Raw genomic sequence first — 21,310 nt, 5'->3', positions numbered from 1 at the left:
CACATCCAGGCAGGCATCGGCGGCGGAGAGGAAGATGTCCATCTTGGTGATCACCCCGGGCTGGAAGATGTCCGGCCACATGTTGTGGGCGGTGACCTCCAGGTTGGGGATCACCAGCGGCCTGGGCTCGCCGGGCTTGATGATGTTCAGCTGGAGCGGGATCACCTTGCCACCACCAGCTTGCAGCCGCGCCATCTCCCCGGGCCGTCACCAAAGGGCAAGCGCGGCGGTGAGAATGGGAGTAGGATGCATCTGTACAGGGAGTTTGCTTAAGGAACAGGCAACCATGGTGACCTACGACCTACTCATACAGCGGGGCCGTTATTTCGATGGCACCGGCGCCCCCTCCTTCATCGCCGACATCGCCATCAGCGACGGGCGCATCGCCAGGGTCAGCACCTCTCCCCTGCCACCCACCTCGGCGCGGCGGGTGATCCAGGCCAGGGGACTCTGGGTCACCCCGGGGTTTATCGACACCCACACCCACTACGACGCCGAGCTGCTGGTCAGCCCCGGCCTGTCGGAGTCGGTGCGCCATGGGGTCACCACGGTGCTGGTAGGCAGCTGCTCCCTGAGCATGATCTGCAGCGACACCGAGGACGCCTCCGATCTCTTTACCCGGGTGGAAACCGTGCCACGGGAGAAGGTACTGCCCATACTGCGCCGGCACAAGCACTGGCGCACCCCCGGGCAGTGGCTGGCTCACATCGACATCCTGCCATTGGGACCGAACCTGATCAGTTTCCTGGGGCACAGCGACCTGCGTGCCGGCGTCATGGGGCTGGAACGGGCCAGCGATCACCGCGTGCGGCCCACAGAGGCGGAGATGCAGGCGATGGAGACCCAGCTGGAGGAGGCGTTGCAACTGGGGTTCCTCGGGCTGTCCACCATGAGGCTGAAGTGGGACAAGATCGATGGCGAACGCGCCTGGTCCCGCAGCCTGCCGAGCACCTATGCCCGCTGGAGCGAGATCGCCAGGCTGAACAAGTTGGTGCGCCGCTATGGCCGGGTGCACCAGGGCGCACCGGACGCGGCCACCCCGCTGCGCATCGTCGATTACGTCAGGGAGAGCATCGGCTGGTGGCGCCCCCCCCTTAAGACCACCCTGATCAGCCAGATGGATCTCAAGGGTAGCCGCTACCTGACCAACCTCACCAAGCTCACCTCCCGCTTCACCAACCTGATGAACGGCAACTTTCGCTGGCAGGTGCTGCCCACCCCCTTTACCGTCTACGCAGACGGCATCGACGTGGTGTTCTTCGAGGAGTTCGGTGCTGGCGAGATGGCCCTGGATCTCAAGGATCAGCTGGCGCGCAACGCCCTGCTCAAGGACGAGGCCTACCGCCGTGACTTTCGCAAATTTTATGGCGAGAAACTCAGCCCCAGGGTATGGCAACGGGATCTGGGCGACGCCATCATCATCGACTGTCCGGACCCCTCGCTGTCGGGCCGCAACTTCGAAGAGATCGCCAACGAGCGGGGGGTACACGTGGTGGATCTGTTCCTGGACCTGGTGGTGGAGTACGGCACCAAATTGCGCTGGTACACCACGGTGGCCAACCACCGGCCGCGGGTGCTGAACCGGCTGGTCAGCGACCCCCACACCCTGATCAGCTTCAGCGACGCCGGCGCCCACATCCGCAACATGGCCTTCTACAACCTGCCGCTCAGGCTGCTGAAGCTGGTGAAGGAGTCCATCGACAATGGTGCGCCAGTGATGTCCCTGGAGCGGGCGGTCTGGCGGCTCACCGGCGAACAGGCTCAGTGGCTGGGAGTGGACGCCGGCAGCATCAAAGAGGGGGACAGGGCCGACCTGGTGGTGCTCGATCCGCAGGCTCTGGAGCAGGATCTGGAGGCGGTCTGCTGGGATGAGATGGAGAACTTCGATCTGCAACGCCTGGTCAACCGCAACCCGGGCATCGTCCGCCAGGTGCTGATCAACGGCAGGCTGGCCGTGGACAAGGGTCAGATTCAGCCGGAGCTGGGGCTGTCGCCCGGCTTTGGCCGCTTTATCCCCGCAGGTCAGCCTCAAGGAGGCCAAGCATGAGTGATGCAAAGCCACATCTGGTGCTGATCACCGGCGCCTCCAGCGGCATCGGCCTGGACCTGGCCAAGGCCTACGCCGCCCGAGGCTGGAGTGTCGCCCTGCTGGCCAGAGACCCGCAACGGCTGGCGCAGGCCGCGGCGCTGTGTCGACGGGCCGGGGGCGACCGGCAGAGCATCGAAGCCTACCCGGTGGATGTCGATGACCCCGAGGCGATACGCCGCCATGTGGCCGAGGTGTATAACCGACAGGGGGTGCCTGAGCTGCTGATCCTCAGTGCCGGCATCGTCCAGAGCCTCCCCTTCATGGAGCAGAGTGACGAAGAGTTTGACGCCATCATGAACACCAACCTGCTGGGCAGCCGCCGCCTGGCCAGGGCCTGGCTACCGATGATGCTGGAGCGTGGCCGGGGTCAGATCTGCTTCGTCAGTTCCCTGGCCGGGCTGATTGCCCCCTATGGTTACTCCGGCTACAGCGCCAGTAAGTTCGCCCTGCTGGGGATGGCCGGCGCACTCAGGCAGGAGCTTCATTCCCAGGGCATCGGCATCTCGGTGCTCTGTCCCCCCGAAGTGGACACCCCCATGATCGCCCGGGAGCGCCGCGACATCAGCCCGGTGGCCAGGCTCATCAAGGATCTCGGGGGCACCCTTCGGGTCGACACCGTGACCCGGGCCACCCTCAGGGGGCTGCGCCGGCAACGTTTCCTGATCATCCCCGGTCTCCGGGCCAGGCTGACCTATCACCTGGCCCGGCTGTTCCCGGGGCTGTTTCAGCGGGCGATGCAGGGGGTCGTCGACTGGGCCAAACGAAGAGCCTGACTACCGCAGAAAGAGCGGTGATCGGAGCAGAATAGTCCGCCGCCGCCAGCCATCTGGCCTATCCTTTGACTGGTTGAGTCTCGTTACCGGCGCCCCCGGCGCCCAGCCACCGGAACGGCCCCACCAGGGGTGATCTGGCGGCATCCATCCCCGAAGGAAGGAGGCAGCGTATGCCCAAGTTTATCGATACTCACCCCATGGAACCCTTTACCGAACAGCAGTTAAGGGATCTGCAAAATGCCCCGGCGGACGAGTTTGGGGTCAGCCATCACGACATCCTGTTCAGCAAGAAGGACAACCTGATCTACTGCGTGCTGGAAGCCCCCAATGCCGAAGCGATCCATAAGCACCACGCCAAGGCCGGCATCGCCTGCGACTGGATTCACGAGGTGGAATCCACCCGCAGCAAGTAAGGCAATCGCAGCGACCGGCTCAGCAATGAGCCGGTCCGCTCACTAACACTTCGGCTCCTCAATCCAGTTGACCTGCCCCAGGTACGCCAGGGTTTCCTCACTCAGGGGACTGCCCTACAGCAGCAGCGTTTCCAGCGCACCATTGTGAGACACATCGAACTCCTGAATCCGGTTGTGCCTCAGATTGACAAACCTAAGCTCCGGGTTGCTGGCCAGGCTCAACCGCTCAATCTCGTTTTCGTAAGCGGGCAGCTGCTGCAAACCGGAGAGGTTCAGCGCAAACCTGTCATTCCAACCCTCGCCCCTCTCCAGGGACAGGTTGTTCCTCAGGTCGATGACCTCTAAGGCGCGGGGTTCGCAGGGTCAGGTGTGTCACCATCGAGTCCACTCTCAGATTCTTGCCATAGATTGAAGCGCGACGGCAGCAGAAGATCACGAGTTGATGCCAGCCGATGAACTCCCAGCATCACAGGACGTCGCTAAATCGCCACCGCCGGGATCCCAGAGCCTTTCTCGCCCAAAAGAGGGCCCGAATAGGCTAAGCTGGACCCATGGTCTGCACCATGAATGGGCGAGCCCCTGCCGCCCCGGGAGCCTGGCATGTTACTGGATACCCCCATCTGCGACTTCGGCTGGATTGCACCGGACTTTACCCTGAGCGACCCCCACGGCATCCCCTTTACCCTGAGCGAACAGCTGGGCTGCAAGGGGCTGCTGGTGATCTTTCTCTGCAACCACTGCCCCTATGTACAGCGTATCGCCAGCCGGCTGGCCCAGGATGCCCATCAGTTGATGGGCGAGGGGATCAGCGTGGTGGCGGTGATGTCTAACGACTACCGGGAGTACCCGGAAGATGCCCCGGATAGGATGGTGGCATTTGCTAGGCAGCACGATTTTCCCTTCCTCTACCTGGTGGACGAGGATCAGTCCGTTGGCAAGGCCTTCGGCGCCGTGTGTACCCCAGACTTCTTCGGCTTCAATGCCCGGGGCGAGCTGCAATACCGGGGACGCCTGGATGACGCCTGCCAGGGCGGGGAGGCGGAGCGTACCCCGGAGCTGCTCAATGCGATGCGGATGATCGCCGAGACCGGCCGGGGCCCCAGGGAGCAGCACCCCAGTATGGGCTGCTCCATCAAATGGCGCACCTGAACCCCGGTAGCACCGGCTCGGCGCCCCTCGGCTACACTTAACTGGAGTCGCAGGTGGGTGCACACCTGCCCAGCATGGGAGGTTACCATGACAAAAAGCGGTCGCCCGAAAGAGAGTGGTCCCAAGGGCGGGCCCAAAGAGTACGCCAACCACCCGGGCCATGGACCCGGCGGCAGTTGGCCAAGTAAGTCCGGTCACCCCAACAGCGGTGGCAAGGGCAGTCGGGGCAAGTAGCCCTCCGGCCCACATCAGAAGCACAAGCCAACCCCACCGCACCGACCCCGGTAGGGTTGGCTTTTTCCACGGTCGCAGGCTCTCAGTGTCCGTCGCTGTTGACGATCAGCCCGTCGAGCCGAAACCCCAGTTCGGTGGCCCGCTGCCGGAACCGCGTCATCACCGCCTCGGAAACCTGGGGGGTGCGCGCCAGCAGCCACAGGTAGTCTCGGTTCGGGCCACTGACAAAGGCATATCGGTACTCCGCATCCAGCTCGAACACCACATAGGCGCCGAAGAAAGGGCCAAAGAAGGAGACCTTCAGGTGGGCCACACTGGGTTGGCCCACGGGATAGGCCCGACCGATGGCTTCACTGACCTCACCGGTGTCTTCACGAACCCCGCGGTTAATCACATGGATGCCGCCATCCTCGCGCATCGAGTAGTCTGCGGTCACGTCTCTAAGACCACGCTCGAAGCTGTGATCCAGCCGGGCCACCTCGTACCAGGTCCCCAGGTAGCGCTCCAGTTCGAACGACCGAACCGGCTCGACCCCCTCGGGTGCAGAGGTGCAGCCGGTGACCAGCAGCAGTGCCATCAGGATTATCCGCGTCATCACTCTCTCCCTTCTAAACTATCGATCACGCCCCGGACCGTCGTTCCGATCACGCCAGGTAACCGCCGTCCACCGGCAACTCGATGCCGGTGATGTACGCCGCCGCGTCCGACGCCAGGAACAGGAAGGCGGGGGCGATCTCCACCGGTTGGGCCACCCGGCCCTGGGGAATCAGCCCCAGGATCTGCTTGAGCAGGGCCGGGTTGTCGGTAAGAGCCGAAGCGAACTTGGTTTTCGTCAGCCCGGGCAGCACCGCGTTGACCCGGATGTTGTAGCAGGCGCACTCCTTGGCAAACGCCGCGGTCATGCTGTTGACCGCCGCCTTGGTGATGGAGTAGATCCCCTGGCCCGGCGCCGGGGAGCGGCCATTGACCGAGGCGGTGTTGAGGATCACCCCCCCCCCCTGCTCCCGCATCCGCTGCCCCGCCATCTGGGCGAACAGGAAGTAGCCGGCCAGGTTCACCTGCACCGTCTTGGCCACCGCCTCGGCGGGAGTATCCAGGATGTGGCCGAAGTAGGGGTTGGCAGCGGCGTTGTTCACCAGAATATCCAGCCGGCCATAGTCGGTGTCGATGCGCTCAAACAGCCGCTGCATCTGTTCGGGATCGCCGCCATGGCAGGCGATGGCACAGGCGTCCCCGCCCCGGTCGCGAATCTCCGCCGCCACCCGTTCCAGGGCGTCGGCGTCCCGGCTGGAGAGGATCACCCGCGCCCCGTGGGCGGCATAGAGCCGGGCGACCGCCTCGCCGATCCCCCGGCTGGCGCCGGTGATCAGGGCCACCCGTCCGTCGAGGGAGAGCAGGCCACTGCCCTCCAGCTTCTGCAGCAGCGCCGGCCGGCCGGCCACCTGCTCCACCTCGTCGATCTCCGCCGCTGCCCGGTCCATCAGTATTGCCGCCATCTCGCCGAAACGGGCGAAGGCGGGATGTTTGCGACTGCCCTCCACGTAGCGATACCAGATCTGCTGAACGATCACCGCCAGGCGGAACAGGCCAAAGACGTAGTAGTAGGCAAAGCCGCTGACATCCAGCCCACTCCTCTCACCGTAGTAGGCCACCAGTTGGCGGCGGGTCCACATCCCCGGCAGGTGGGTGGGCATCTGCCGCAGCATCTTCATCTGGGGCGGGTCCCCCGCCTCCACCCAGTAGGCCATGGCGCACCCCAGGTCCATCAGCGGGTCACCCAGGGTGGCCATCTCCCAGTCCAGCACGGCGCGGATCTCGGTGGGGTCGGCCGGGTTGAGCACCAGGTTATCGAATTTGAAGTCGTTGTGGATCACCGCCTGGCCGGATTCCAGCGGCTGGTTCTCGGCCAACCACCTCATCACCCGCTCCCCGCTGCGGGCCCCCGGGGTGATCGCCTGACGGTAGCGCTGGCTCCACCCGGACACCTGACGCTCCACATAACCCAGCGGCCTGCCCAGTTCCGACAACGGCGGCGTGTCCACCGCCAGGCTGTGCAGCTTCACCAGGGTATCCACCAGGTTGCGGCACAGGGCATCGGCCTGGCTGCGGGCCAGGCCCAGGGTGTCCGGCAGGCTGCGCCTGAGGATCAGGCCGGGCTCGTAACTCATCAGGAAGAAGGGACAGCCCAGCACCTGTTCGTCGGTGCAGCAGTGCAGCACCTCGGGCACCAGGGGGAACGCCTTGGCCACCGCGGTCAGCATCCGCGCCTCCCTGGCCATGTCGTGGGCGGTGGCCGCCTTGGTCCCAGGCGGGGGCATCCTCAGCACCAGGGTCCGCTCGGCGCACTCCAGCTTAAAGCTGAGGTTGGACGCCCCCCCCTCAAACGGGGTGACAGAGGCCAGTTCGCCCAGCTGGGGCAGATTCCGCGCCAGGTAGTGGCGCAGGGCTTCAAGCTCGAGAGGTTGGGTCATTGCTGGTCTCTCCGTGACACAAGATCTGGATGCGGTCGAGCAGGTAGTCGGTGTAGGCGTCCACCCCGATCCCCGCCTTGCGAAAATGGCTGCGCCTCAGGTACCACCCCTGCAACAGGTGCTTGAGGAGGCCCACGGCGATCACCGGCTGATCCACCTGGCCCTGCAGCGACAGGCCTCGCTGCAGCTCTCGGTCCACCTGTTCACTCAGCGCCAGGGCCTCCCGGCGCAGCGCCTCACTCTGGTGGCGGGCTTCCATAAAGGTGAAGTAGAACCAGGGCTGCATCAGCTCGCTCAGGTAGAGGTGATAACGGCAGATGGCCTGCAGCTGCTGGCCATCGGCCAGGTCCTTGATCATCGGCATCAGCACCTGCTCGAACTGCACCCGGATAAAGCGGTGAATGGAGGCGGCCAGTGCCTCCTTGCTGGGAAAATAGCCGTAGAGTCCCCCCAGGCTGAGGCCGCTGGCGTCGCTGAGTTGGCGCAGGGTCATGGCGTGAAAACCTTTGAGATTGGCCAGCTCAAAGGTGGCCCCGATGATCGCTTCCAGCCTGGCCTCGGTACGTATGGGATTCTTCTGCGCCAGGTGGGGCAGGCAATGCTCCCGGAAGCTGTGCCAGAGGCGATCTGGCTGCCACCCCAGTTGCAGTTGGAACTGTGACAGGGATGCGGCCATCTCACTCATCGGTGTGCCCTGAGCAGTTGCTTGGCCGCCGCCAGTTTATGCACTTCGTCGGGGCCATCGTAGATCCGTGCCGCCCGCTCCTCCCGGTAGAGGAAGGCGAGGATGGTGTCGTCGGTCACCCCCAGGCCCCCGTGGAGCTGAACCGCGGTGTCCACCACCTGCTGCAGCATCCGGGCGGTGTGGAACTTGATCATGGCGATCTCCGCCCGCACCGTGGCGAAATCCTCCCGGTCCACCTCCCAGGCAGTGTGCAGCACAAACCAGCGGGCGGCGCGATGGGCGGCGGCGGCTTCCGCCAACATCCCCTGGGCCAGGGGCTGCTCACCCAGGGTCTTCTGGCCGGTGATCGCTCTCTGGTTGAGGTAGCCGATGGTTTCATCCAGCGCCCGCTGCGCCAGCCCCAGCCAGCGCATGCAGTGGTGGATCCTGCCGGGCCCAAGCCTGGCCTGGGCCAGGGCAAACCCCTGGCCGGGACGGCCCAGCAGGGCATCGGCGGGCAGCTTGACGTCATCGAACAGCATCTCGGCATGGCTGAAGGGGCCGTGCCCCTCCCCGCCCATCACCGAGATGTTGCGCAGGCGGCTGACCCCGGGGGCGTCCATGGGCACCAGCAGCATGGACGCCTGCTGGTGGGGCGCCGCGTCCGGGTTGGTCTTGGCCATGACGATGGCAAAATCGGCGCCCTCGGCGGCGGTGGTAAACCACTTGTGGGCATTCAGGTGCCACTGCTCGCCGTCAAACTCCGCCTCGCTGTTCATCATCAGCGGGTTGGAGCCGGCCAGCTGACGTTCGGTCATGGCGAAGCAGCTGCGGATCTCCCCCTTGGCCAGGGGTTGCAGGTACCTCTGCCGCTGCTCCAGGGTGCCGCAGTGCAGCAGCAGCTCGGCGTTGCCCGCATCCGGTGCCTGGCAGCCGAAGGCGAAGTGGCCCAGGGGGGAGTAGCCGAGGATCTCCGCCATCTGGGCAAACTCCAGCAGCGACAGCCCCATCCCTCCCAGCTCGGTGGGCAGGTGGGGCGCCCACAGCCCCAGTTCACGAACGCTCTGGCGCACCTCCTCCAGCTCCCCCATCAGGGTGGCGTAGTCGTGGCCCAGCAGCAGCGGCTCCAGGGGGAGCAATTGCTCCCGGATCAGGCAGGAGGTTTCATCACAGGCGGCCTTCAGGCCAGGGGAGAGGGCAAAATCCATATTACCTCCAAGTCAGCATATCCTGACGGCGCAGATGGCCATTGACGTTGAACGCCTGCAGTTGCCATTGGCCGCGGGCATAGCGCAGGTGGGTTATACTACAGTTATTAACCTGGTGAATAAGCTCAGCCATATGAGAGGCTTGGGCACCCAGCGCCTCCCCGGCCACCAGGCTGATGACACCGCCACTGGTCACCGCCAGGGTGGGCTTGTTGCCCTGATGGTGCTCGGCGATGGCCTCCAGGACCCGGTGGCGGAACTGGCTGAAGTTCTCTCCCTGACACTGGCCGGAGTCGGCGATCCAGATCCTCAGGGCTTCGCTCATCAGGGGCAGGAAGTAGCGCATATCCTGAGTGGCTTGCCGCGGCGTCATCGACAGGCCCAGCCTGTCGCAGGCTGCCGGCCAGTAGCGGGGGAGCAGCTCCATGATCTCCAGCTCGTTGAAGCCGGGGTCCTGCCGGTCGGTCGGTCGGAAACCGCCGCCCTGACACAGGCCGTCCAGGGTCTGGCGCTGGCGTCTCAGGCTGCCGCTCACCAGGGTGGCATCGGCCAGGTTCCACCCCGCCAGCTCCCGTCCCAGGCAGAGCGCCTGCCGCTGTCCCAGGTCGCTCAGCTGGTCATAATCCGGGCTGCCGAACATCGCCTGGCCATGACGTAACAGGTAGAGATCCATGAGAAGTTTCCATGATGAGACTTGTTTTCACCCTACAAGCTGTTTAGTTTATCGTCAATAACGAACGAACGTTCGTTTTTTACCAGGAGGTCTCTGATGAACAAGGAGTGGCTGATCACCGGTGCCACCGGCGGTTTGGGACGTGAATTGGCGAGGCTGGGTCAGGATCAGGGCGCCCGGCTGTGGCTGCTGGACAGGGACGCCGCCGCCCTGGCCTCCCTGAAAGAGGGGCTGGGAGAGCACCACCTCACCCTGGCCGGGGACCTGACCGATACCGGCTATTTTCACGCCCTGCAGGCGCTGATGGAGGAGCACCATCCCGGGTTCGACTGGGTGTTCAACAATGCCGGCATCGCCTCCGGCGGCCGGTTCGAGTCGCTTCCGGACAGCGAGTGGCAGCGCTGTCTGGAAATCAACCTGATGGCGGCCGTGCGCCTGTGCCGCACCGTCAGTGGCGCCATGGTTCCGGGCGGCCACCTGGTGAACATCGCCTCCATGGCGGCGCTGGCCAACGCGCCCTCCATGGCCACCTACAACGTCTCCAAGGCCGCCCTGGTCAGCCTCAGCGAAACCCTGAGGCTGGAGTGGCACAGCCGCAACATCGGCGTCCACGTGGCCTGCCCCGCCTTCTTCCCCAGTCCGCTGCTGGACTCCCTCAACCCCCAGGGGGTGAATATGGCCAAGGTGGCGGGCAAACTGATGGCGCGCTCCGAACTCAGCGCCGCAAACGTGGCTGACTACATTGTCCAGCGGGCCCGCCGAGGCGAGTTCCTGATCCTGCCCCATCGCAAGTCCCGCCAGGCCTGGCGGCTTAAGCGCTGGCTGCCGGAGCACTTCTTCAACCTGATATTGCGCCAGGCGCAGGGAGCCTAGATGAGCACTTCTCAATGGATGATCTACGGAGCCTATGGCTACACCGGTGAGCTTGTCGCCCGGGAGGCGGTGAAACGGGGCCTGACACCGATACTGGCGGGCCGCAGTGACGACCGGGTGCGCCCGCTGGCCCAGGAGCTGGGACTGGAGTACCGCAGCTTTTCGCTGGATCAGATCCGCTCCGACGACCTGAGCGGGATGTGCCTGGTGCTGCACTGCGCCGGACCCTTCTCCGCCACCGCGGAGCCGATGATGCAGGCCTGCCTCCGCTGTGGCTGCCACTACCTGGACATCACCGGCGAAATTGGGGTGTTCGAGCGGGCCGCGGCTCTGGATGCCCGGGCTCGTGAGGCCGGGGTGGTGCTGATCCCCGGTGTGGGGTTTGATGTGATTCCCACCGACTGTCTGGCCGCCCGTCTCAAGGCCGCCCTGCCCGATGCCAACCACCTGGCCCTGGGATTCGACAGCCGCTCCGGTTTCTCTCCCGGTACCGCCAAGACCTCGGTGGAAGCGTTGCCCCAGGGGAGCATGGTTCGACGCAATGGTAAGCTGACCCCGACCCCGCTGGCCGCCTACACCCGTACCATCGCCTTTGGCCAGGAGCCCAAGATGGCGGTGGCCATCCCTTGGGGAGATGTATCCACCGCCTGGCACAGTACCGGCATCGCCAACATCGAGGTGTATATTCCCATGTCGCCACGCAAGATCACCCAGCTCAAGCGGATCAACTGGTTCCGGGGCATATTGGGATGGTCATGGGTGCAAAGGCTGCTCAAGCAGCGCATCGGACGCACCCTCAAAGGACCCGACGATGGGCAGCGGCAGCGGCACACCACCTGGGTGTGGGGCGAGGTCCGCAACGCCAGAGGGGAGTATGTGGAGGGACGCGTCCACACCGCCAACGGCTATGATGTCACCGTCAGCGGCGCCCTGGCGGTCGCCGAATACCTGCTGTCCCGGCCGCAGGTATCCGGCTATCACACCCCCTCAACCCTGATGGGATGGCAGTTGGTGGAGCGGCTGCCCGGCAGCGGCACCATCGAACTCTGTCCCCGGGAGGCGGCGAGTCAGCCGGCGGCCTGACGCAGGCGGAACTGGAACTGCTGGGTATTCATCCGGAAGGTGCGCATCGCCTCCATGACACCGAGGGCGGTGGGCACCAGGGTCCAACTGAACGCCAGGTAGAGGCCGCCCTTAAGGGGCTGACCCAGGTAGAACTTGTGGACTCCCAGGCCACCCAGGAGCAGGCTCAGCCAGGCGGCCAGGCGACGGCTCTTGGAGCTGAGCAGCGGATCCACTCCCGCCAGGGCCTCCAGGTGCAGAGCCGCACGACACTCACTGCACATCACATCGGACAGCTGTACTCTCTGACCACACTGGCCACAACTCACTTTCATGCGGTTTCCCCTACCTCTTCGCCATCATGAGGACCGCATTATGTGTACAACTGTTCGCCGAAATCCAGATCCGGGTTCACAGTTCTGATCTTTATTCCGGGCAATCACAGGGGGCCGAAACGACCAGGCCCGCCATCGAGGCGGGCCTGGTGCCATGCGGCGGAGTCAGCTGCGGTAGAGGGTCTGGATCAGGTGGTAACCAAACTTGGTCTTCACCGGGCCGTGAACCTCCAGGACCGGCTTCCTGAACACCACGTTGTCGAACGCCTTGACCATCTGTCCCGGGCCGAACTCGCCCAGATCTCCCTGACGGCGCTTGGAGGGACACAGGGAGTGCTTCTTGGCCAACTGGCCGAAATCCGCCCCCTTGGCGATCATCTGCTTCAGTTTCAGGGCTTCCTGTTCAGTCTTGACCAGGATGTGTCGTGCCGAGGCTCGGGCCATGGTGCGCTCCGTCTGAAAAATGGGCCGGCATTGTAGCTCAGGCCGGCCACTACAGCCAGCCCTTGCGCTTAAAGAACCAGTAGGTACCCACGGCGCTGGAGAGCATCAGCCCCAGAGCCAGGGGGTAACCGATCTCCCAGCGCAGCTCAGGCATGGAGATGAAGTTCATTCCATAGATGGAGGCGATCAGGGTGGGTGGCAGGAACACCACCGCCGCAACCGAAAAGATCTTGATGATTTTATTCTGCTGCAAGCTGGTGAACCCCATGGCGGCGTCCAACAGGAAGTTGATCTTGTCGAACAGGAACTGGGTATGGGGCAGCAGGGATTCGATGTCGGAGAGCATCTCCTTGACGTCCTTGATCTCCTCCTCATGCAGGTGACGACGGTAGTAGCGCTGCATGAAGCGCAACCCCCTCTGGGTGTCCAGCAGAGCCAGGCGGATCTTGCCATTGCCATCCTCCTGCAGGGTGATCTGCTTGAACACCTCGTCCAGCTTGTCGCTGTCGAACACCTCTTCCGACAGCTCGTCGAGCACGGTGTAGACATCCTCCAGTTGATCCGACAGGTAATCCACCTTGAGGTTAAACAGCTCCACCAGCAGCCCTTCGGGACGGTCCGCTTCGACCCTGCCCAGACGGAGGTAGTTGCGCATCAAGCGGATCAGGCCCACATCCTCTTCACGGATGGTGAACAGCCGGGTGGCCTGAACCAGGAAGAACACGTTGATGGCCCGCACCTCCTGGCCGACCCTCTGGGGAAACAGGGAGTTGATGTGGAGCCCGTCGTTATCCAGGTAGAAACGGGCGGAGGCTTCAATCTCGTTGATATCCTCTTCGTCCGGGGCCTCCTCATAGAGGTAGCGGGACAGCCATTGACGCTCGTCGTCGTCCGGCCGGAACAGATCGATCCAAAGGGTATGCTCGGGGATGCCATCCTCGACACCCAACTCCCGGGTTTCCCACAGTTCGTTGCGCAAAATGTAGGCGGTGATCATCGGGCGCTCTCCTTAAGACCGTTTTTGTTGTTTGGCGAAGATAATACAGACTTGTTGCCAAAAAAAAACGGGGCAACGCCAACGGTTGCCCCGGGAGATTCGATCCGAGCCACTACTCTATAGGAGATATTTCCATCCTTTCGGTACTGCCCAGCTCCACGTAGAGCCCATCACGGGTGGTGAAGTGGCGCCCGTCCAGGTCCTTGCGATACACCTCATACAGGGTTTCACTCTGGTGCTCGGCATCGATGATGCGCACCTGCAGCACCTGCTGGCCCTGGTACCACTGCCATCCGGAAAAAGCCGCCGCCACCAGCATCACCACCCCGGCAATGGCGGGGGCCAGAAATCGCAGCCAGCTAGAAGCCATGGAGGGGAGCGGAGTATCCTGTTTAGGTTCGGGGGCCCGCCTCTTGGTGGCCATCAGCACCACGGTAATCACCAGCAGGGTGACCAGTATCTTGGTCAACATCGATACACAACTCCAGCTAAAGAGCCGCCAGACAATCGGCCGGCCCCATGATCAGTGGCGGGCAGTATAGCCCGCCCCGCCAGGTCACGGCGACCGCAAACCGGCAAAACATGCGCTGGATCAGTCCTGTCTGGCCACCAGAATCGCCAACATCCGCCGCAACGGCTCTGCCGCTCCCCACAGCAGCTGGTCGCCGACGGTAAAGGCGGAAAGGTAGTCTGGCCCCATCGCCAGCTTGCGCAGGCGGCCGACCGGCACCGTCAGGGTACCGGTGACCGCCGTCGGGGTCAGCTTCTCCCGGGTGGCTTCGGGGGTGTTGGGCACCAGTGTAACCCAGTCGTTGTGTTCGGCGATCAGCCGCTCTATCTCCGCCAGGGGTAGATCCTGGTTGAGCTTGATGGTCAACGCCTGACTGTGGCAGCGCAGTGCGCCCACCCGGACACAGAGTCCGTCGATGGCGATCGGCTGCTGCTCGCAGCCGAGGATCTTGTTAGCCTCCGCCTGGGCCTTCCATTCCTCACGGCTCTGCCCGGAGTCTAGGGGGACGTCGATCCAGGGGATGAGGCTGCCCGCCAGAGGCACACCGAACTGGGCGGCATCCAGGCTGCCGGAGTTCATCTTGGCGGTCACCGACCTCTCGATGTCGAGGATCGCCGAGGCCGGATCGGCCAGCTTATCGGCCACCTCGGCATGCAGATCGCCCATCTGCCGCAGCAGTTCCCGCATATGCCGGGCGCCGCCGCCAGAAGCCGCCTGGTAGGTCATGGGACTGATCCACTCGACCACCCCCGCTTCCATTAGGCCACCGATGGCCATCAGCATCAGCGACACCGTGCAGTTGCCGCCGACAAAGGTGGTCTTGCCCTCGGCCAGGGCCCGGTCGATGACACTGCGATTAACGGGATCCAGGACGATGGTGGCCTCCGCGTCCATCCTCAGATTGGAAGCGGCGTCGATCCAGTAGCCACTCCAACCGGCCTGGCGCAACTTGGGATAGACCGCCTTGGTATAGTCTGAGCCCTGACAGGAGACGATCGCCTCCATGCCGGCCAACCGGTCGATGTCAAAGGCGTCCGCCAGGGTCGGCTCACAGGCGACCGCCGGCGCCGCCTGACCTGCCTGAGAGGTGGTGAAGAAGGTCGCCTGAATCGACTCGAAGTCCCGCTCCTGATGCATTCGTTCCACCAGCACGGAGCCCACCATACCGCGCCAACCGACAATTCCGACTCTCATTCCGCTCTCCCTCAACTGACTGCATCAATACTGCTCCCGACGTTATCATTTGGATGGCTATACGTCTACTGGAGCTTGTTCGCTCTGCCCGGATACCAAAGAGTTTTTTCTGATAGAATGGCCAATGGTTATGGGTCGGGGCGCCGGAGGAGGCGTGGCCCCCCCGGCAATGGGGCTGAGTGTCTCCCCGGAATCGGCGGTTCCCGGCCAAACGGCGAACCGCCCGAGGAATCCGGCAACGGGCTCAGCCGCCGCCCAGCCTGCCGAGGCGGACAAGCCACCGCATTTCGGCCTAGTCAGGGCCAGACAGGCTGATGCCGCCGCTGCCGAGATCAGCGCCGCCTACATTCCCAGTTACGCCCGGGTGATTCGACCGGACTCCCCGGATTACGCCCGGTTGACCCAGATGCTGCAACCGGGCCCGGCCAGCCTGGTCCTGGGTGATAAGCTGCTGATACCAAAAATGGTCGACGGTGAGTTGCTGTTTTTCGAGTACAGCCTGGCCAAGGCACGCTTTATCTACGAGCACCCGCTGCGCTACGTGGATGGTCAATTGGCCCAGTTCATGGGCGACTCATTGATGGGGCCCTGGAGTGACAACTGGGGGCCTGCAACCCGGAGACGGCATCAAACCGGTCTACCACTATTGCCGACAGGCCGGTTGCATCTTCCGCGGCAGTTACCAAAACCGAGCCGACGCCGAAGCCTACCTGCCCACCTTCCATGAAGCCAACCCCGGCCTGCTGGTGGATCCCATCAACCGGGAAGGCAACCTGGTGATCACCTACCTGAACCCGCAGGTGGGCGGGATCCTGGATGATCGGTTCGACGGCGAGCCCCCTTTCCTGCCGCTGCTGCCCCGGGGGGGTCAGTCCGGCATCAGCAGTGTCAGTGCCGACTCCACCTGAGGCAACGCCGTGTTTCCCTGTCCCCAAACCAGATAGAGGCGGCGGACAATGGGGGTGGCCATCTCGATATGACTCACCGCCCCCTGGCTCAGGGCCTCGTCGCAAGCGAGCCGGGAGACCAGCGAACACCCCAGGCCGGCCCGTACCGACCTGACCACCGCCTCCAGGCTGCCCAGCTCCAGGGTCCTGTGAGCCTCGGTCAGCTTCGGCGCCAGGTGACGATCAAACTGTTCGCGGCTGCCCGATCGCCGCTCCCGGATCACCCAGGTCTCCCGCGACAGCGTCTGCCAGTCCGCCAGGGCGCCGTGCTGAGGGTGTCCCGGCGGGGCGATCACCACCATCTCATCGTCCCGCCAGTGGCGCCTCTCCAGGCCGGGGTGAAGCCGGTCACTTTCAATCATACCCAGATCCAGCTCATAGCGGGCCAGAGACGCCTGGATCTCGGCACTGTTGGCCAGGCGGACCGCCCCATCGAGCGCCACCTCGGACAGGGCGCCGCTCAGCAGGGTGGGCAACAGGTAGTTGCCGATGGTGAGGCTGGCACCCAGGCGCAGCGGCGCCTGACTGGCGCCGGACTGGAACAGCGAGACGATGCACTGCTGACGATTGACCATCTGTCGGGCCAGGGGCAGCAGCAAGCGGCCACGGACATTGAGCCGTACCCGCTGGGCCTGCCGCTCAAACAGGGTCACCCCAAGCTGGGACTCCAAGGCTTTCAACCCCTGACTGACCGCCCCACGGGTCAGACAGAGCGACTCTGCCGTCCGCCCCAGGTTGGCGGTTTCGGCCACCGAGCAGAACAGCCGAAGCTGCCTCATGGAAAGATCCCGCATATAGACACTCTAAACATCTGTTGTGATTTATTCGATATTATTAAACACAGGAAGTACGGACAATGGTGGCCATCCAATTCAATCGGGGACCACCATGTTCCATCTCTTTCACACCAAGATGCGTTCGCTGCCCACCCCCATGGCAGGACTGGCACTGGGCATCGCCAGCCTGGGACTCTGCCTTGAGCAACGGCTGGAGGCCAACCTCTGGATACAGTTGGGGTGCGCGGCCGTAGCCGGCGCCTTGTGGCTGATGCTCAGCCTCAAGTTCCTGATGCACCCGGCGCTGGTCCGCAGTGAGATCGCCTGCCCGCTGGTGGGCAGCGTATTGCCCACCTACGCCATGGCGGCGATGATTCTCTCCAAGTCCCTGGGGCTGTTCTCGGCGGCCTCGGCCACCGCGTTGTGGCTGGGGGCCGTGTCGCTGCACCTGCTGCTGATGGCGATGTTCCTCTACCACAGGCTGACGGAGCGTCGACTGGGATTGATGCTGCCCAGCTGGTTTGTGCCGCCGGTGGGGATCATTGTCGCCGCCCTGACCTGCCCCAGCGACAGCCTGCTGCCCCTGGCCAGGGGGCTGATGTGGTTCGGCATGCTCAACTATGCTCTGCTGTTGCCGCTGATGCTGTACCGATTGCTGTTCCGCCGCTGGCAGGACCCCAGGGGCTACCCGACCTTCGCCATCATGGCGGCACCGGCCAGCCTGTCGCTGGCGGGTTATCTGGCGGTCATTCACCGGCCGGACGCCACCATCATCGAGCTCCTGCTGCCCTTGGCCATGGTGATGACCACCCTGGTCTACCTGGCGATGCTGCGGCTGTTGCGCCTGCCCTTCAGCCCCGGCTATGCCGCCTTCACCTTTCCCCTGGTGATCTCGGCCACCGCCCTCTACCAGGTGGTGCACAAGGCAGCGGACCTCACCGGCAACGCCTGGGAGATGCTCAACAGCCTGGCCGATCTGGAACTGATCCTGGCGACACTGATGGTCGGCTATGTCGCCATCCGCTACCTGCATCACTACCTGCCCCGGCCCGGCTTAGGTTGAGACCTTGGTTCGGGCAGCCACCGCCCCCCCGGTGGCTGTCCAGACATCCACAGCAGGAAAAAAAAGGCACAGCTCACCGACCGGCCCCGCGCCAGGGTGATCACGATCACGCCGCCGGGGCGCCACTTTGCGGTAACAGAGAGTAGAATCCCGCTATTTCGCCACCGTCAGCCCGAGCATTTACTCTGTCAGGCCCCATTTGACCGCATGATGAGCTGCTGCCGGAGAGCCTGATTTCAGCAGTTTATCGATCGTTCCCGACACAAGGAACACAATATCTGCCATTTGGACAGAGTGACCAAGAAGATTCACCTCCAGTAAACATCGTCATTCATCTTCCGGCTCCAGACCCTGTGGGTGATTCACCCTGCCCTCTGCCGTCATTGGGGTGGAATCTACTTATCAATGTCGGGGCAATAGGAGACCCAGTTAACACTTATTTTCTTAAGTTATGGGCCGGTAAGAGTTTTCTGTGTTTATATGAAATTCAAGATTCAGACCGAACAAATAGCAGAGGTTAATATGGAAGTATTAGAACTCATTGGCAGTTGTCTCGTGTTATTCGCCTGTTTGTGTCTCACCGGAATGGCCCTGTTTTATCTTGCCTCGCTGGTGGTCGCCGCACTGGTTTTCATTTCCGGTCTTTATCGGAAGGAGCATGGCAGCCGTAACCCAGTGGTCATCGCCTGGGAGCAGAACCGGGACCGGCGCTGGCCAAGAAGCCCGCGGACCTGGGGCCGACACAGCCTAGGCTGACCCGTAATGAAATGCCGGGGCCATCGACGTTGACACAACCTGTCAGCCCCGACAATCAGCCAGTTAAATTCAGGATTATCTTTTAAAACGATAATAGTGCGGGGAGCACTGAAGAGTTTATTGGCTGGCATTTATTCATGTTCACACATTGACGAAAAAAAATATAAGGGAGTCAATAATGGACCCAAAAGTAAAACTGATCGATCTTGTCCGGCAAGTTGGTTGGGTTTATGAATCGACCGCCGTCACTCAGGAACCGGACGGCAAACTGATATTTTGGAAAATTCCCCTGCACGAAGTGCTGGCGCTGCGCAGCATCCATCACTCCAAGTCTCTGAAAAGAGAGTTGGGCAACGACTTTGAGCGCTTTGTCATCAACACCGAATGCAGGAAGCTCAAGCTGGCCGGCGACTGGCACCACAGCGTCATCAGCGCGTTGAACTACATCGACGCCGAGCGGGCCGTGGCTTCCTGACCCTCTTTGGCGGGCTGCCGTCCTCGACCGTCACTACCTCTCACAGCAGCCCCGCCTCTTTTGTTTTTGGACGGCCGCGGATCCCAACCTGCGCTACCTCTCACCGCGGCTGGTCCTTTTTTCTTCCCCGGGTTCGCCCATGGTTCACGCTGAATTTCATTGGCTTAACTATTGGAAGTTGCATCAATTGACGATAAATTGAACCCAGCCAGTAAGCCCTTGCTGCACCAATCCGGTGTTCACTAGGAGCCAGACATCATGACCCGCCCCGCCCCCCCCACTCCCCCTGTTGATGTCCTCAGCGCCAGCGGCCTGCAGTGGGCACTGATGGACCCGGACCTGAATGTCGTGCAAGCAAGCCGGGAGTTTGTGATCAGCCTGTCTCCCCACACCCCCTTGCCGCGACCGCTGCCCGACCTGCTGCCGAATCTCAGCGCCGATGAACAGATGAACCTGCGCTACCTCCAGGACCGGACCAGCTTTCAGCTGGTCTCGGTAGAGGGGCGGGGCCTGCACTGCATCGCCTCCCCGACCGGCAGCGATCAGTTTCCCGTTTGCCTGACCCTGATGGAGTTCAGCCTGGACGACCGCTGGCTGATGGATCTCCACCCCAACTACAACCACGCGCTCTACTCCAGCGACCAGTGGCTGGGGCACCTGGAGTCGATCATCAAGTCGGCGCCGGAGGAAACCCTCAACCAGTTGGCAGCACGGGCGGTCGACATATCTCACTCCCGGGGGGGCTACCTGATGCACTACCGGCCGGAGCTGCGCCAGCTGCGGCTCACGGCCCGTTACCCGGATCAGGGCGACACTCAGGATGCGCCCTTCGCCATAGACCGCTGCCCGGCCCTGGCGGCCTGCGTCGATGACTCCACCGCCTACATCTGCAACGACATCGATGCTCAACCCCTGCCCTTTCTCGCGGGGCAGGAGGTCCGCAGCCACCTGTGTGTCCCCATCAACTACCGGGGCAGTATTGTCGGCGTGCTCGGCGTGCTGAACCGGGATACACCCTATACCGAAGTGGATGCCAAGAGCCTGATGGTGTTCGGCACCCTACTCTGGCATGCCCTGCAACTGCCCAAAACCCTCAGGGTGGTGGCGGAGCAGTCCAGGGTCATTCGCCAGCAGAAACAGCAGCTGAACCACTCGCTGATTCAACTGGTGGGGGCCATTGCCGATGCACTGGAGGTCAACGACCCCTATACCGCGGGCCATCAGCGCTCTGTCGCCAAGCTGGCCCATCGCATTGGCCGCAGGATGGGGCTGAGTCCTCACCAGCTGGAGGGGCTCAAGCTGGGTGGACTGGTGCACGACATCGGCAAACTGGCCATTCCCAGCCAGCTGCTGACCAAACCCTCTCGCCTGTCCGGCGAGGAGTTTGACCTGATCAAGACCCACGCCGAGCGGGGAGCGGAGATCATCAAGGAGGTGGAGTTTCCCTGGCCCATTCGGGAGATGATTCTGCAGCACCACGAACGCCTGGACGGCTCGGGTTACCCCTTCGGCCTGAAGGGGGAGCAGTTGTTGGTGGAGTCACAGATCCTGGCGGTGGCGGACGTGTCGGATTCCATCCTCTCCCACCGGCCCTACCGGCCCGCCTTGGGCTACGAGAAACTGCAGGAGGTCCTGCTGGAGGGGCGAGGTAGTCAGTTCAATAGCGACGCGGTGGATATCTGCCTGGCGCTTTTGTGTCAGGAGCGTACCCAGGCGATAGATTGCGTCGAGGGTCTGTCCCTGGGCGAGGTTCTCAGACTGGGTCTCGACGATACCCTGGCCACCGCTGAAGAACAGATGAAGCAGGCCGATCTCAGCGTGGCCCTGGTGATGGATGACGACGGTGTCACCGTGCGCGGCTTCATCACCAATGCCATGCTCACCTTCTGGCACAGCCCGCTGCTGGATACCGCCGCCGAGCGGACCCTCGATCGCGAACTGCAGCACCGCAGGTTGCACCAGGTGATGAAGCACGATGTGCCACAGATCGAGCGCTGCGCCTCTCTGGAGAGCGCCGCGGTCAGATTGCAGTCCACCGAGGAACACTTCCTGCTGGTCAACGACGCCCGGGGCCAGCCCCAGGGCATATTGACCTGGCCGACCCTGGCCAGGGCGCTGCAGGAGAAGCTGACCCTGAACCAGGGGCTGAACAGCACCGAGCGGCCACTGCCCCAATACCTGGATTAGCCACCCATCCGCCGGC

Annotated in this window: 24 protein-coding genes and 1 pseudogene; 12 read left to right on the top strand and 13 right to left on the bottom strand. The window is 63.3% G+C overall.

What is annotated here, in order from left to right:
• The first annotated feature begins 34 nt into the window (after nucleotides 1–34).
• The 3 genes from FCL40_RS11985 to FCL40_RS11975 all read left to right on the top strand — a co-directional run bounded on the left by FCL40_RS11985 (nucleotide 35) and on the right by FCL40_RS11975 (nucleotide 3,275).
• The gene (locus FCL40_RS11985; RefSeq protein ID WP_229360324.1) at nucleotides 35–2,047 is read left to right on the top strand and encodes an N-acyl-D-amino-acid deacylase family protein; all 2,013 of its coding nucleotides are present in this window, start codon (nucleotides 35–37) and stop codon (nucleotides 2,045–2,047) included.
• Nucleotides 2,044–2,862 carry an SDR family NAD(P)-dependent oxidoreductase gene (locus tag FCL40_RS11980; protein WP_136853535.1) on the top strand — a complete coding sequence of 273 codons (819 nt, stop codon included), beginning with the start codon at nucleotides 2,044–2,046 and terminating at the stop codon, nucleotides 2,860–2,862. The genes FCL40_RS11985 and FCL40_RS11980 overlap by 4 nt, the downstream gene beginning before the upstream one ends.
• A 170-nt stretch (nucleotides 2,863–3,032) precedes the next feature.
• A complete protein-coding gene (locus FCL40_RS11975; RefSeq protein ID WP_136853534.1) occupies nucleotides 3,033–3,275 on the top strand; it encodes a nickel-binding protein in 243 nt (80 codons plus the stop codon).
• Nucleotides 3,276–3,389: 114 nt separating this feature from the next.
• On the opposite strand, the gene FCL40_RS18600 is transcribed toward FCL40_RS11975, so the two are convergent.
• Nucleotides 3,390–3,536 (bottom strand): hypothetical protein, encoded by a 147-nt coding sequence (locus FCL40_RS18600; protein ID WP_169307104.1) that lies wholly within the window; start codon nucleotides 3,534–3,536, stop codon nucleotides 3,390–3,392.
• 339 nt (nucleotides 3,537–3,875) lie between these two features.
• On the opposite strand from FCL40_RS18600, the gene FCL40_RS11970 reads away from it, so the two are divergent.
• On the top strand, nucleotides 3,876–4,424 hold the full coding sequence (locus FCL40_RS11970; protein ID WP_136853533.1) for a thioredoxin family protein: 549 nt from the start codon (nucleotides 3,876–3,878) through the stop codon (nucleotides 4,422–4,424).
• 87 nt (nucleotides 4,425–4,511) lie between these two features.
• Nucleotides 4,512–4,658: a hypothetical protein gene (locus FCL40_RS18595; RefSeq protein WP_169307103.1), complete on the top strand. Its 147-nt coding sequence runs from the start codon at nucleotides 4,512–4,514 to the stop codon at nucleotides 4,656–4,658.
• 82 nt (nucleotides 4,659–4,740) lie between these two features.
• On the opposite strand, the gene FCL40_RS11965 is transcribed toward FCL40_RS18595, so the two are convergent.
• The 6 genes and pseudogenes from FCL40_RS11965 to FCL40_RS11945 all read right to left on the bottom strand — a co-directional run bounded on the left by FCL40_RS11965 (nucleotide 4,741) and on the right by FCL40_RS11945 (nucleotide 9,674).
• Entirely contained in the window at nucleotides 4,741–5,253 is a 513-nt protein-coding gene (locus FCL40_RS11965) for a lipocalin family protein (protein WP_136853532.1), read from the bottom strand.
• A 49-nt stretch (nucleotides 5,254–5,302) separates the two neighbouring features.
• Nucleotides 5,303–6,070: a glucose 1-dehydrogenase gene (locus tag FCL40_RS18775; protein ID WP_407644150.1), complete on the bottom strand. Its 768-nt coding sequence runs from the start codon at nucleotides 6,068–6,070 to the stop codon at nucleotides 5,303–5,305.
• Nucleotides 6,071–6,355: 285 nt separating this feature from the next.
• A pseudogene (locus FCL40_RS18770) lies at nucleotides 6,356–7,129 on the bottom strand (phosphotransferase family protein); the annotation flags it as partial.
• Nucleotides 7,107–7,814, bottom strand: a complete 708-nt coding sequence (locus FCL40_RS11955) for a TetR/AcrR family transcriptional regulator (protein WP_136853530.1) — start codon at nucleotides 7,812–7,814, stop codon at nucleotides 7,107–7,109. The gene FCL40_RS11955 and the pseudogene FCL40_RS18770, both read right to left, overlap by 23 nt.
• On the bottom strand, nucleotides 7,811–9,001 hold the full coding sequence (locus FCL40_RS11950) for an acyl-CoA dehydrogenase family protein (protein WP_136853529.1): 1,191 nt from the start codon (nucleotides 8,999–9,001) through the stop codon (nucleotides 7,811–7,813). Before FCL40_RS11950 ends, FCL40_RS11955 begins: the two co-directional genes overlap by 4 nt.
• Before the next feature lies 1 nt (nucleotide 9,002).
• Entirely contained in the window at nucleotides 9,003–9,674 is a 672-nt protein-coding gene (locus FCL40_RS11945; protein WP_136853528.1) for a histidine phosphatase family protein, read from the bottom strand.
• 96 nt (nucleotides 9,675–9,770) lie between these two features.
• Here FCL40_RS11945 and FCL40_RS11940 point away from each other — a divergent pair, with 96 nt between their 5' ends.
• On the top strand, nucleotides 9,771–10,547 hold the full coding sequence (locus FCL40_RS11940; RefSeq protein ID WP_136853527.1) for an SDR family NAD(P)-dependent oxidoreductase: 777 nt from the start codon (nucleotides 9,771–9,773) through the stop codon (nucleotides 10,545–10,547).
• Complete coding sequence (locus FCL40_RS11935; RefSeq protein ID WP_136853526.1) at nucleotides 10,548–11,630, top strand: saccharopine dehydrogenase family protein; 1,083 nt, start codon at nucleotides 10,548–10,550, stop codon at nucleotides 11,628–11,630.
• Here the strand turns inward: FCL40_RS11935 and FCL40_RS11930 are convergent.
• The 5 genes from FCL40_RS11930 to asd all read right to left on the bottom strand — a co-directional run bounded on the left by FCL40_RS11930 (nucleotide 11,615) and on the right by asd (nucleotide 15,090).
• The gene (locus tag FCL40_RS11930) at nucleotides 11,615–11,944 is read right to left on the bottom strand and encodes a TM2 domain-containing protein (RefSeq protein ID WP_136853525.1); all 330 of its coding nucleotides are present in this window, start codon (nucleotides 11,942–11,944) and stop codon (nucleotides 11,615–11,617) included. The two genes, FCL40_RS11935 and FCL40_RS11930, sit on opposite strands and share 16 nt — an antisense overlap.
• Nucleotides 11,945–12,109: 165 nt before the next feature.
• Nucleotides 12,110–12,388, bottom strand: a complete 279-nt coding sequence (locus tag FCL40_RS11925) for a peptidylprolyl isomerase (RefSeq protein ID WP_136853524.1) — start codon at nucleotides 12,386–12,388, stop codon at nucleotides 12,110–12,112.
• Between the two features lie 49 nt (nucleotides 12,389–12,437).
• The gene (gene corA / locus FCL40_RS11920; protein WP_136853523.1) at nucleotides 12,438–13,385 is read right to left on the bottom strand and encodes a magnesium/cobalt transporter CorA; all 948 of its coding nucleotides are present in this window, start codon (nucleotides 13,383–13,385) and stop codon (nucleotides 12,438–12,440) included.
• Nucleotides 13,386–13,497: 112 nt separating this feature from the next.
• A complete protein-coding gene (locus FCL40_RS11915; protein WP_136853522.1) occupies nucleotides 13,498–13,857 on the bottom strand; it encodes a hypothetical protein in 360 nt (119 codons plus the stop codon).
• Nucleotides 13,858–13,977: 120 nt separating this feature from the next.
• A complete protein-coding gene (gene asd, locus FCL40_RS11910) occupies nucleotides 13,978–15,090 on the bottom strand; it encodes an aspartate-semialdehyde dehydrogenase (protein ID WP_136853521.1) in 1,113 nt (370 codons plus the stop codon).
• A 593-nt stretch (nucleotides 15,091–15,683) separates the two neighbouring features.
• Here asd and FCL40_RS11905 point away from each other — a divergent pair.
• A complete protein-coding gene (locus FCL40_RS11905; protein WP_136853520.1) occupies nucleotides 15,684–15,998 on the top strand; it encodes a hypothetical protein in 315 nt (104 codons plus the stop codon).
• Here FCL40_RS11905 and FCL40_RS11900 read toward each other — a convergent pair.
• A complete protein-coding gene (locus FCL40_RS11900) occupies nucleotides 15,959–16,816 on the bottom strand; it encodes a LysR substrate-binding domain-containing protein (RefSeq protein WP_169307102.1) in 858 nt (285 codons plus the stop codon). The two genes, FCL40_RS11905 and FCL40_RS11900, sit on opposite strands and share 40 nt — an antisense overlap.
• A 109-nt stretch (nucleotides 16,817–16,925) precedes the next feature.
• On the opposite strand from FCL40_RS11900, the gene FCL40_RS11895 reads away from it, so the two are divergent.
• From FCL40_RS11895 to FCL40_RS11880, 4 genes are all read left to right on the top strand, one after another.
• Entirely contained in the window at nucleotides 16,926–17,876 is a 951-nt protein-coding gene (locus tag FCL40_RS11895; RefSeq protein WP_205729135.1) for a TDT family transporter, read from the top strand.
• A 480-nt stretch (nucleotides 17,877–18,356) separates the two neighbouring features.
• Nucleotides 18,357–18,632 carry a hypothetical protein gene (locus tag FCL40_RS11890; RefSeq protein WP_136853518.1) on the top strand — a complete coding sequence of 92 codons (276 nt, stop codon included), beginning with the start codon at nucleotides 18,357–18,359 and terminating at the stop codon, nucleotides 18,630–18,632.
• Nucleotides 18,633–18,810: 178 nt separating this feature from the next.
• Nucleotides 18,811–19,107 (top strand): hypothetical protein, encoded by a 297-nt coding sequence (locus FCL40_RS11885; protein WP_136853517.1) that lies wholly within the window; start codon nucleotides 18,811–18,813, stop codon nucleotides 19,105–19,107.
• A 258-nt stretch (nucleotides 19,108–19,365) separates the two neighbouring features.
• Nucleotides 19,366–21,294 carry an HD domain-containing phosphohydrolase gene (locus FCL40_RS11880; protein ID WP_136853516.1) on the top strand — a complete coding sequence of 643 codons (1,929 nt, stop codon included), beginning with the start codon at nucleotides 19,366–19,368 and terminating at the stop codon, nucleotides 21,292–21,294.
• Nucleotides 21,295–21,310 lie beyond the last annotated feature (16 nt).

This window comes from Ferrimonas sediminicola, assembly GCF_005116715.1.
Taxonomy (GTDB): Bacteria; Pseudomonadota; Gammaproteobacteria; order Enterobacterales; family Shewanellaceae; genus Ferrimonas; species Ferrimonas sediminicola.
The sequence above is the reverse complement of the archived record's forward strand: the minus strand, read 5'-3'. Positions and strand labels throughout refer to the sequence as shown.

What these genes read in the sequence shown, in the direction of transcription:
- FCL40_RS11955 (WP_136853530.1), bottom strand. Translation starts at nt 7,814, where the DNA reads ATGAGTGAGATGGCCGCATCCCTGTCACAGTTCCAACTGCAACTGGGG.
- FCL40_RS11945 (WP_136853528.1), bottom strand. Translation starts at nt 9,674, where the DNA reads ATGGATCTCTACCTGTTACGTCATGGCCAGGCGATGTTCGGCAGCCCG.
- FCL40_RS11950 (WP_136853529.1), bottom strand. Translation starts at nt 9,001, where the DNA reads ATGGATTTTGCCCTCTCCCCTGGCCTGAAGGCCGCCTGTGATGAAACC.
- corA (WP_136853523.1), bottom strand. Translation starts at nt 13,385, where the DNA reads ATGATCACCGCCTACATTTTGCGCAACGAACTGTGGGAAACCCGGGAG.
- FCL40_RS11980 (WP_136853535.1), top strand. Translation starts at nt 2,044, where the DNA reads ATGAGTGATGCAAAGCCACATCTGGTGCTGATCACCGGCGCCTCCAGC.
- asd (WP_136853521.1), bottom strand. Translation starts at nt 15,090, where the DNA reads ATGAGAGTCGGAATTGTCGGTTGGCGCGGTATGGTGGGCTCCGTGCTG.
- FCL40_RS11880 (WP_136853516.1), top strand. Translation starts at nt 19,366, where the DNA reads ATGACCCGCCCCGCCCCCCCCACTCCCCCTGTTGATGTCCTCAGCGCC.
- FCL40_RS11975 (WP_136853534.1), top strand. Translation starts at nt 3,033, where the DNA reads ATGCCCAAGTTTATCGATACTCACCCCATGGAACCCTTTACCGAACAG.
- FCL40_RS11915 (WP_136853522.1), bottom strand. Translation starts at nt 13,857, where the DNA reads ATGTTGACCAAGATACTGGTCACCCTGCTGGTGATTACCGTGGTGCTG.
- FCL40_RS18595 (WP_169307103.1), top strand. Translation starts at nt 4,512, where the DNA reads ATGACAAAAAGCGGTCGCCCGAAAGAGAGTGGTCCCAAGGGCGGGCCC.
- FCL40_RS11940 (WP_136853527.1), top strand. Translation starts at nt 9,771, where the DNA reads ATGAACAAGGAGTGGCTGATCACCGGTGCCACCGGCGGTTTGGGACGT.
- FCL40_RS11985 (WP_229360324.1), top strand. Translation starts at nt 35, where the DNA reads ATGTCCATCTTGGTGATCACCCCGGGCTGGAAGATGTCCGGCCACATG.
- FCL40_RS11895 (WP_205729135.1), top strand. Translation starts at nt 16,926, where the DNA reads ATGTTCCATCTCTTTCACACCAAGATGCGTTCGCTGCCCACCCCCATG.
- FCL40_RS11900 (WP_169307102.1), bottom strand. Translation starts at nt 16,816, where the DNA reads ATGAGGCAGCTTCGGCTGTTCTGCTCGGTGGCCGAAACCGCCAACCTG.
- FCL40_RS11890 (WP_136853518.1), top strand. Translation starts at nt 18,357, where the DNA reads ATGAAATTCAAGATTCAGACCGAACAAATAGCAGAGGTTAATATGGAA.
- FCL40_RS11935 (WP_136853526.1), top strand. Translation starts at nt 10,548, where the DNA reads ATGAGCACTTCTCAATGGATGATCTACGGAGCCTATGGCTACACCGGT.
- FCL40_RS11885 (WP_136853517.1), top strand. Translation starts at nt 18,811, where the DNA reads ATGGACCCAAAAGTAAAACTGATCGATCTTGTCCGGCAAGTTGGTTGG.
- FCL40_RS11970 (WP_136853533.1), top strand. Translation starts at nt 3,876, where the DNA reads ATGTTACTGGATACCCCCATCTGCGACTTCGGCTGGATTGCACCGGAC.
- FCL40_RS11930 (WP_136853525.1), bottom strand. Translation starts at nt 11,944, where the DNA reads ATGAAAGTGAGTTGTGGCCAGTGTGGTCAGAGAGTACAGCTGTCCGAT.
- FCL40_RS11965 (WP_136853532.1), bottom strand. Translation starts at nt 5,253, where the DNA reads ATGACGCGGATAATCCTGATGGCACTGCTGCTGGTCACCGGCTGCACC.
- FCL40_RS11925 (WP_136853524.1), bottom strand. Translation starts at nt 12,388, where the DNA reads ATGGCCCGAGCCTCGGCACGACACATCCTGGTCAAGACTGAACAGGAA.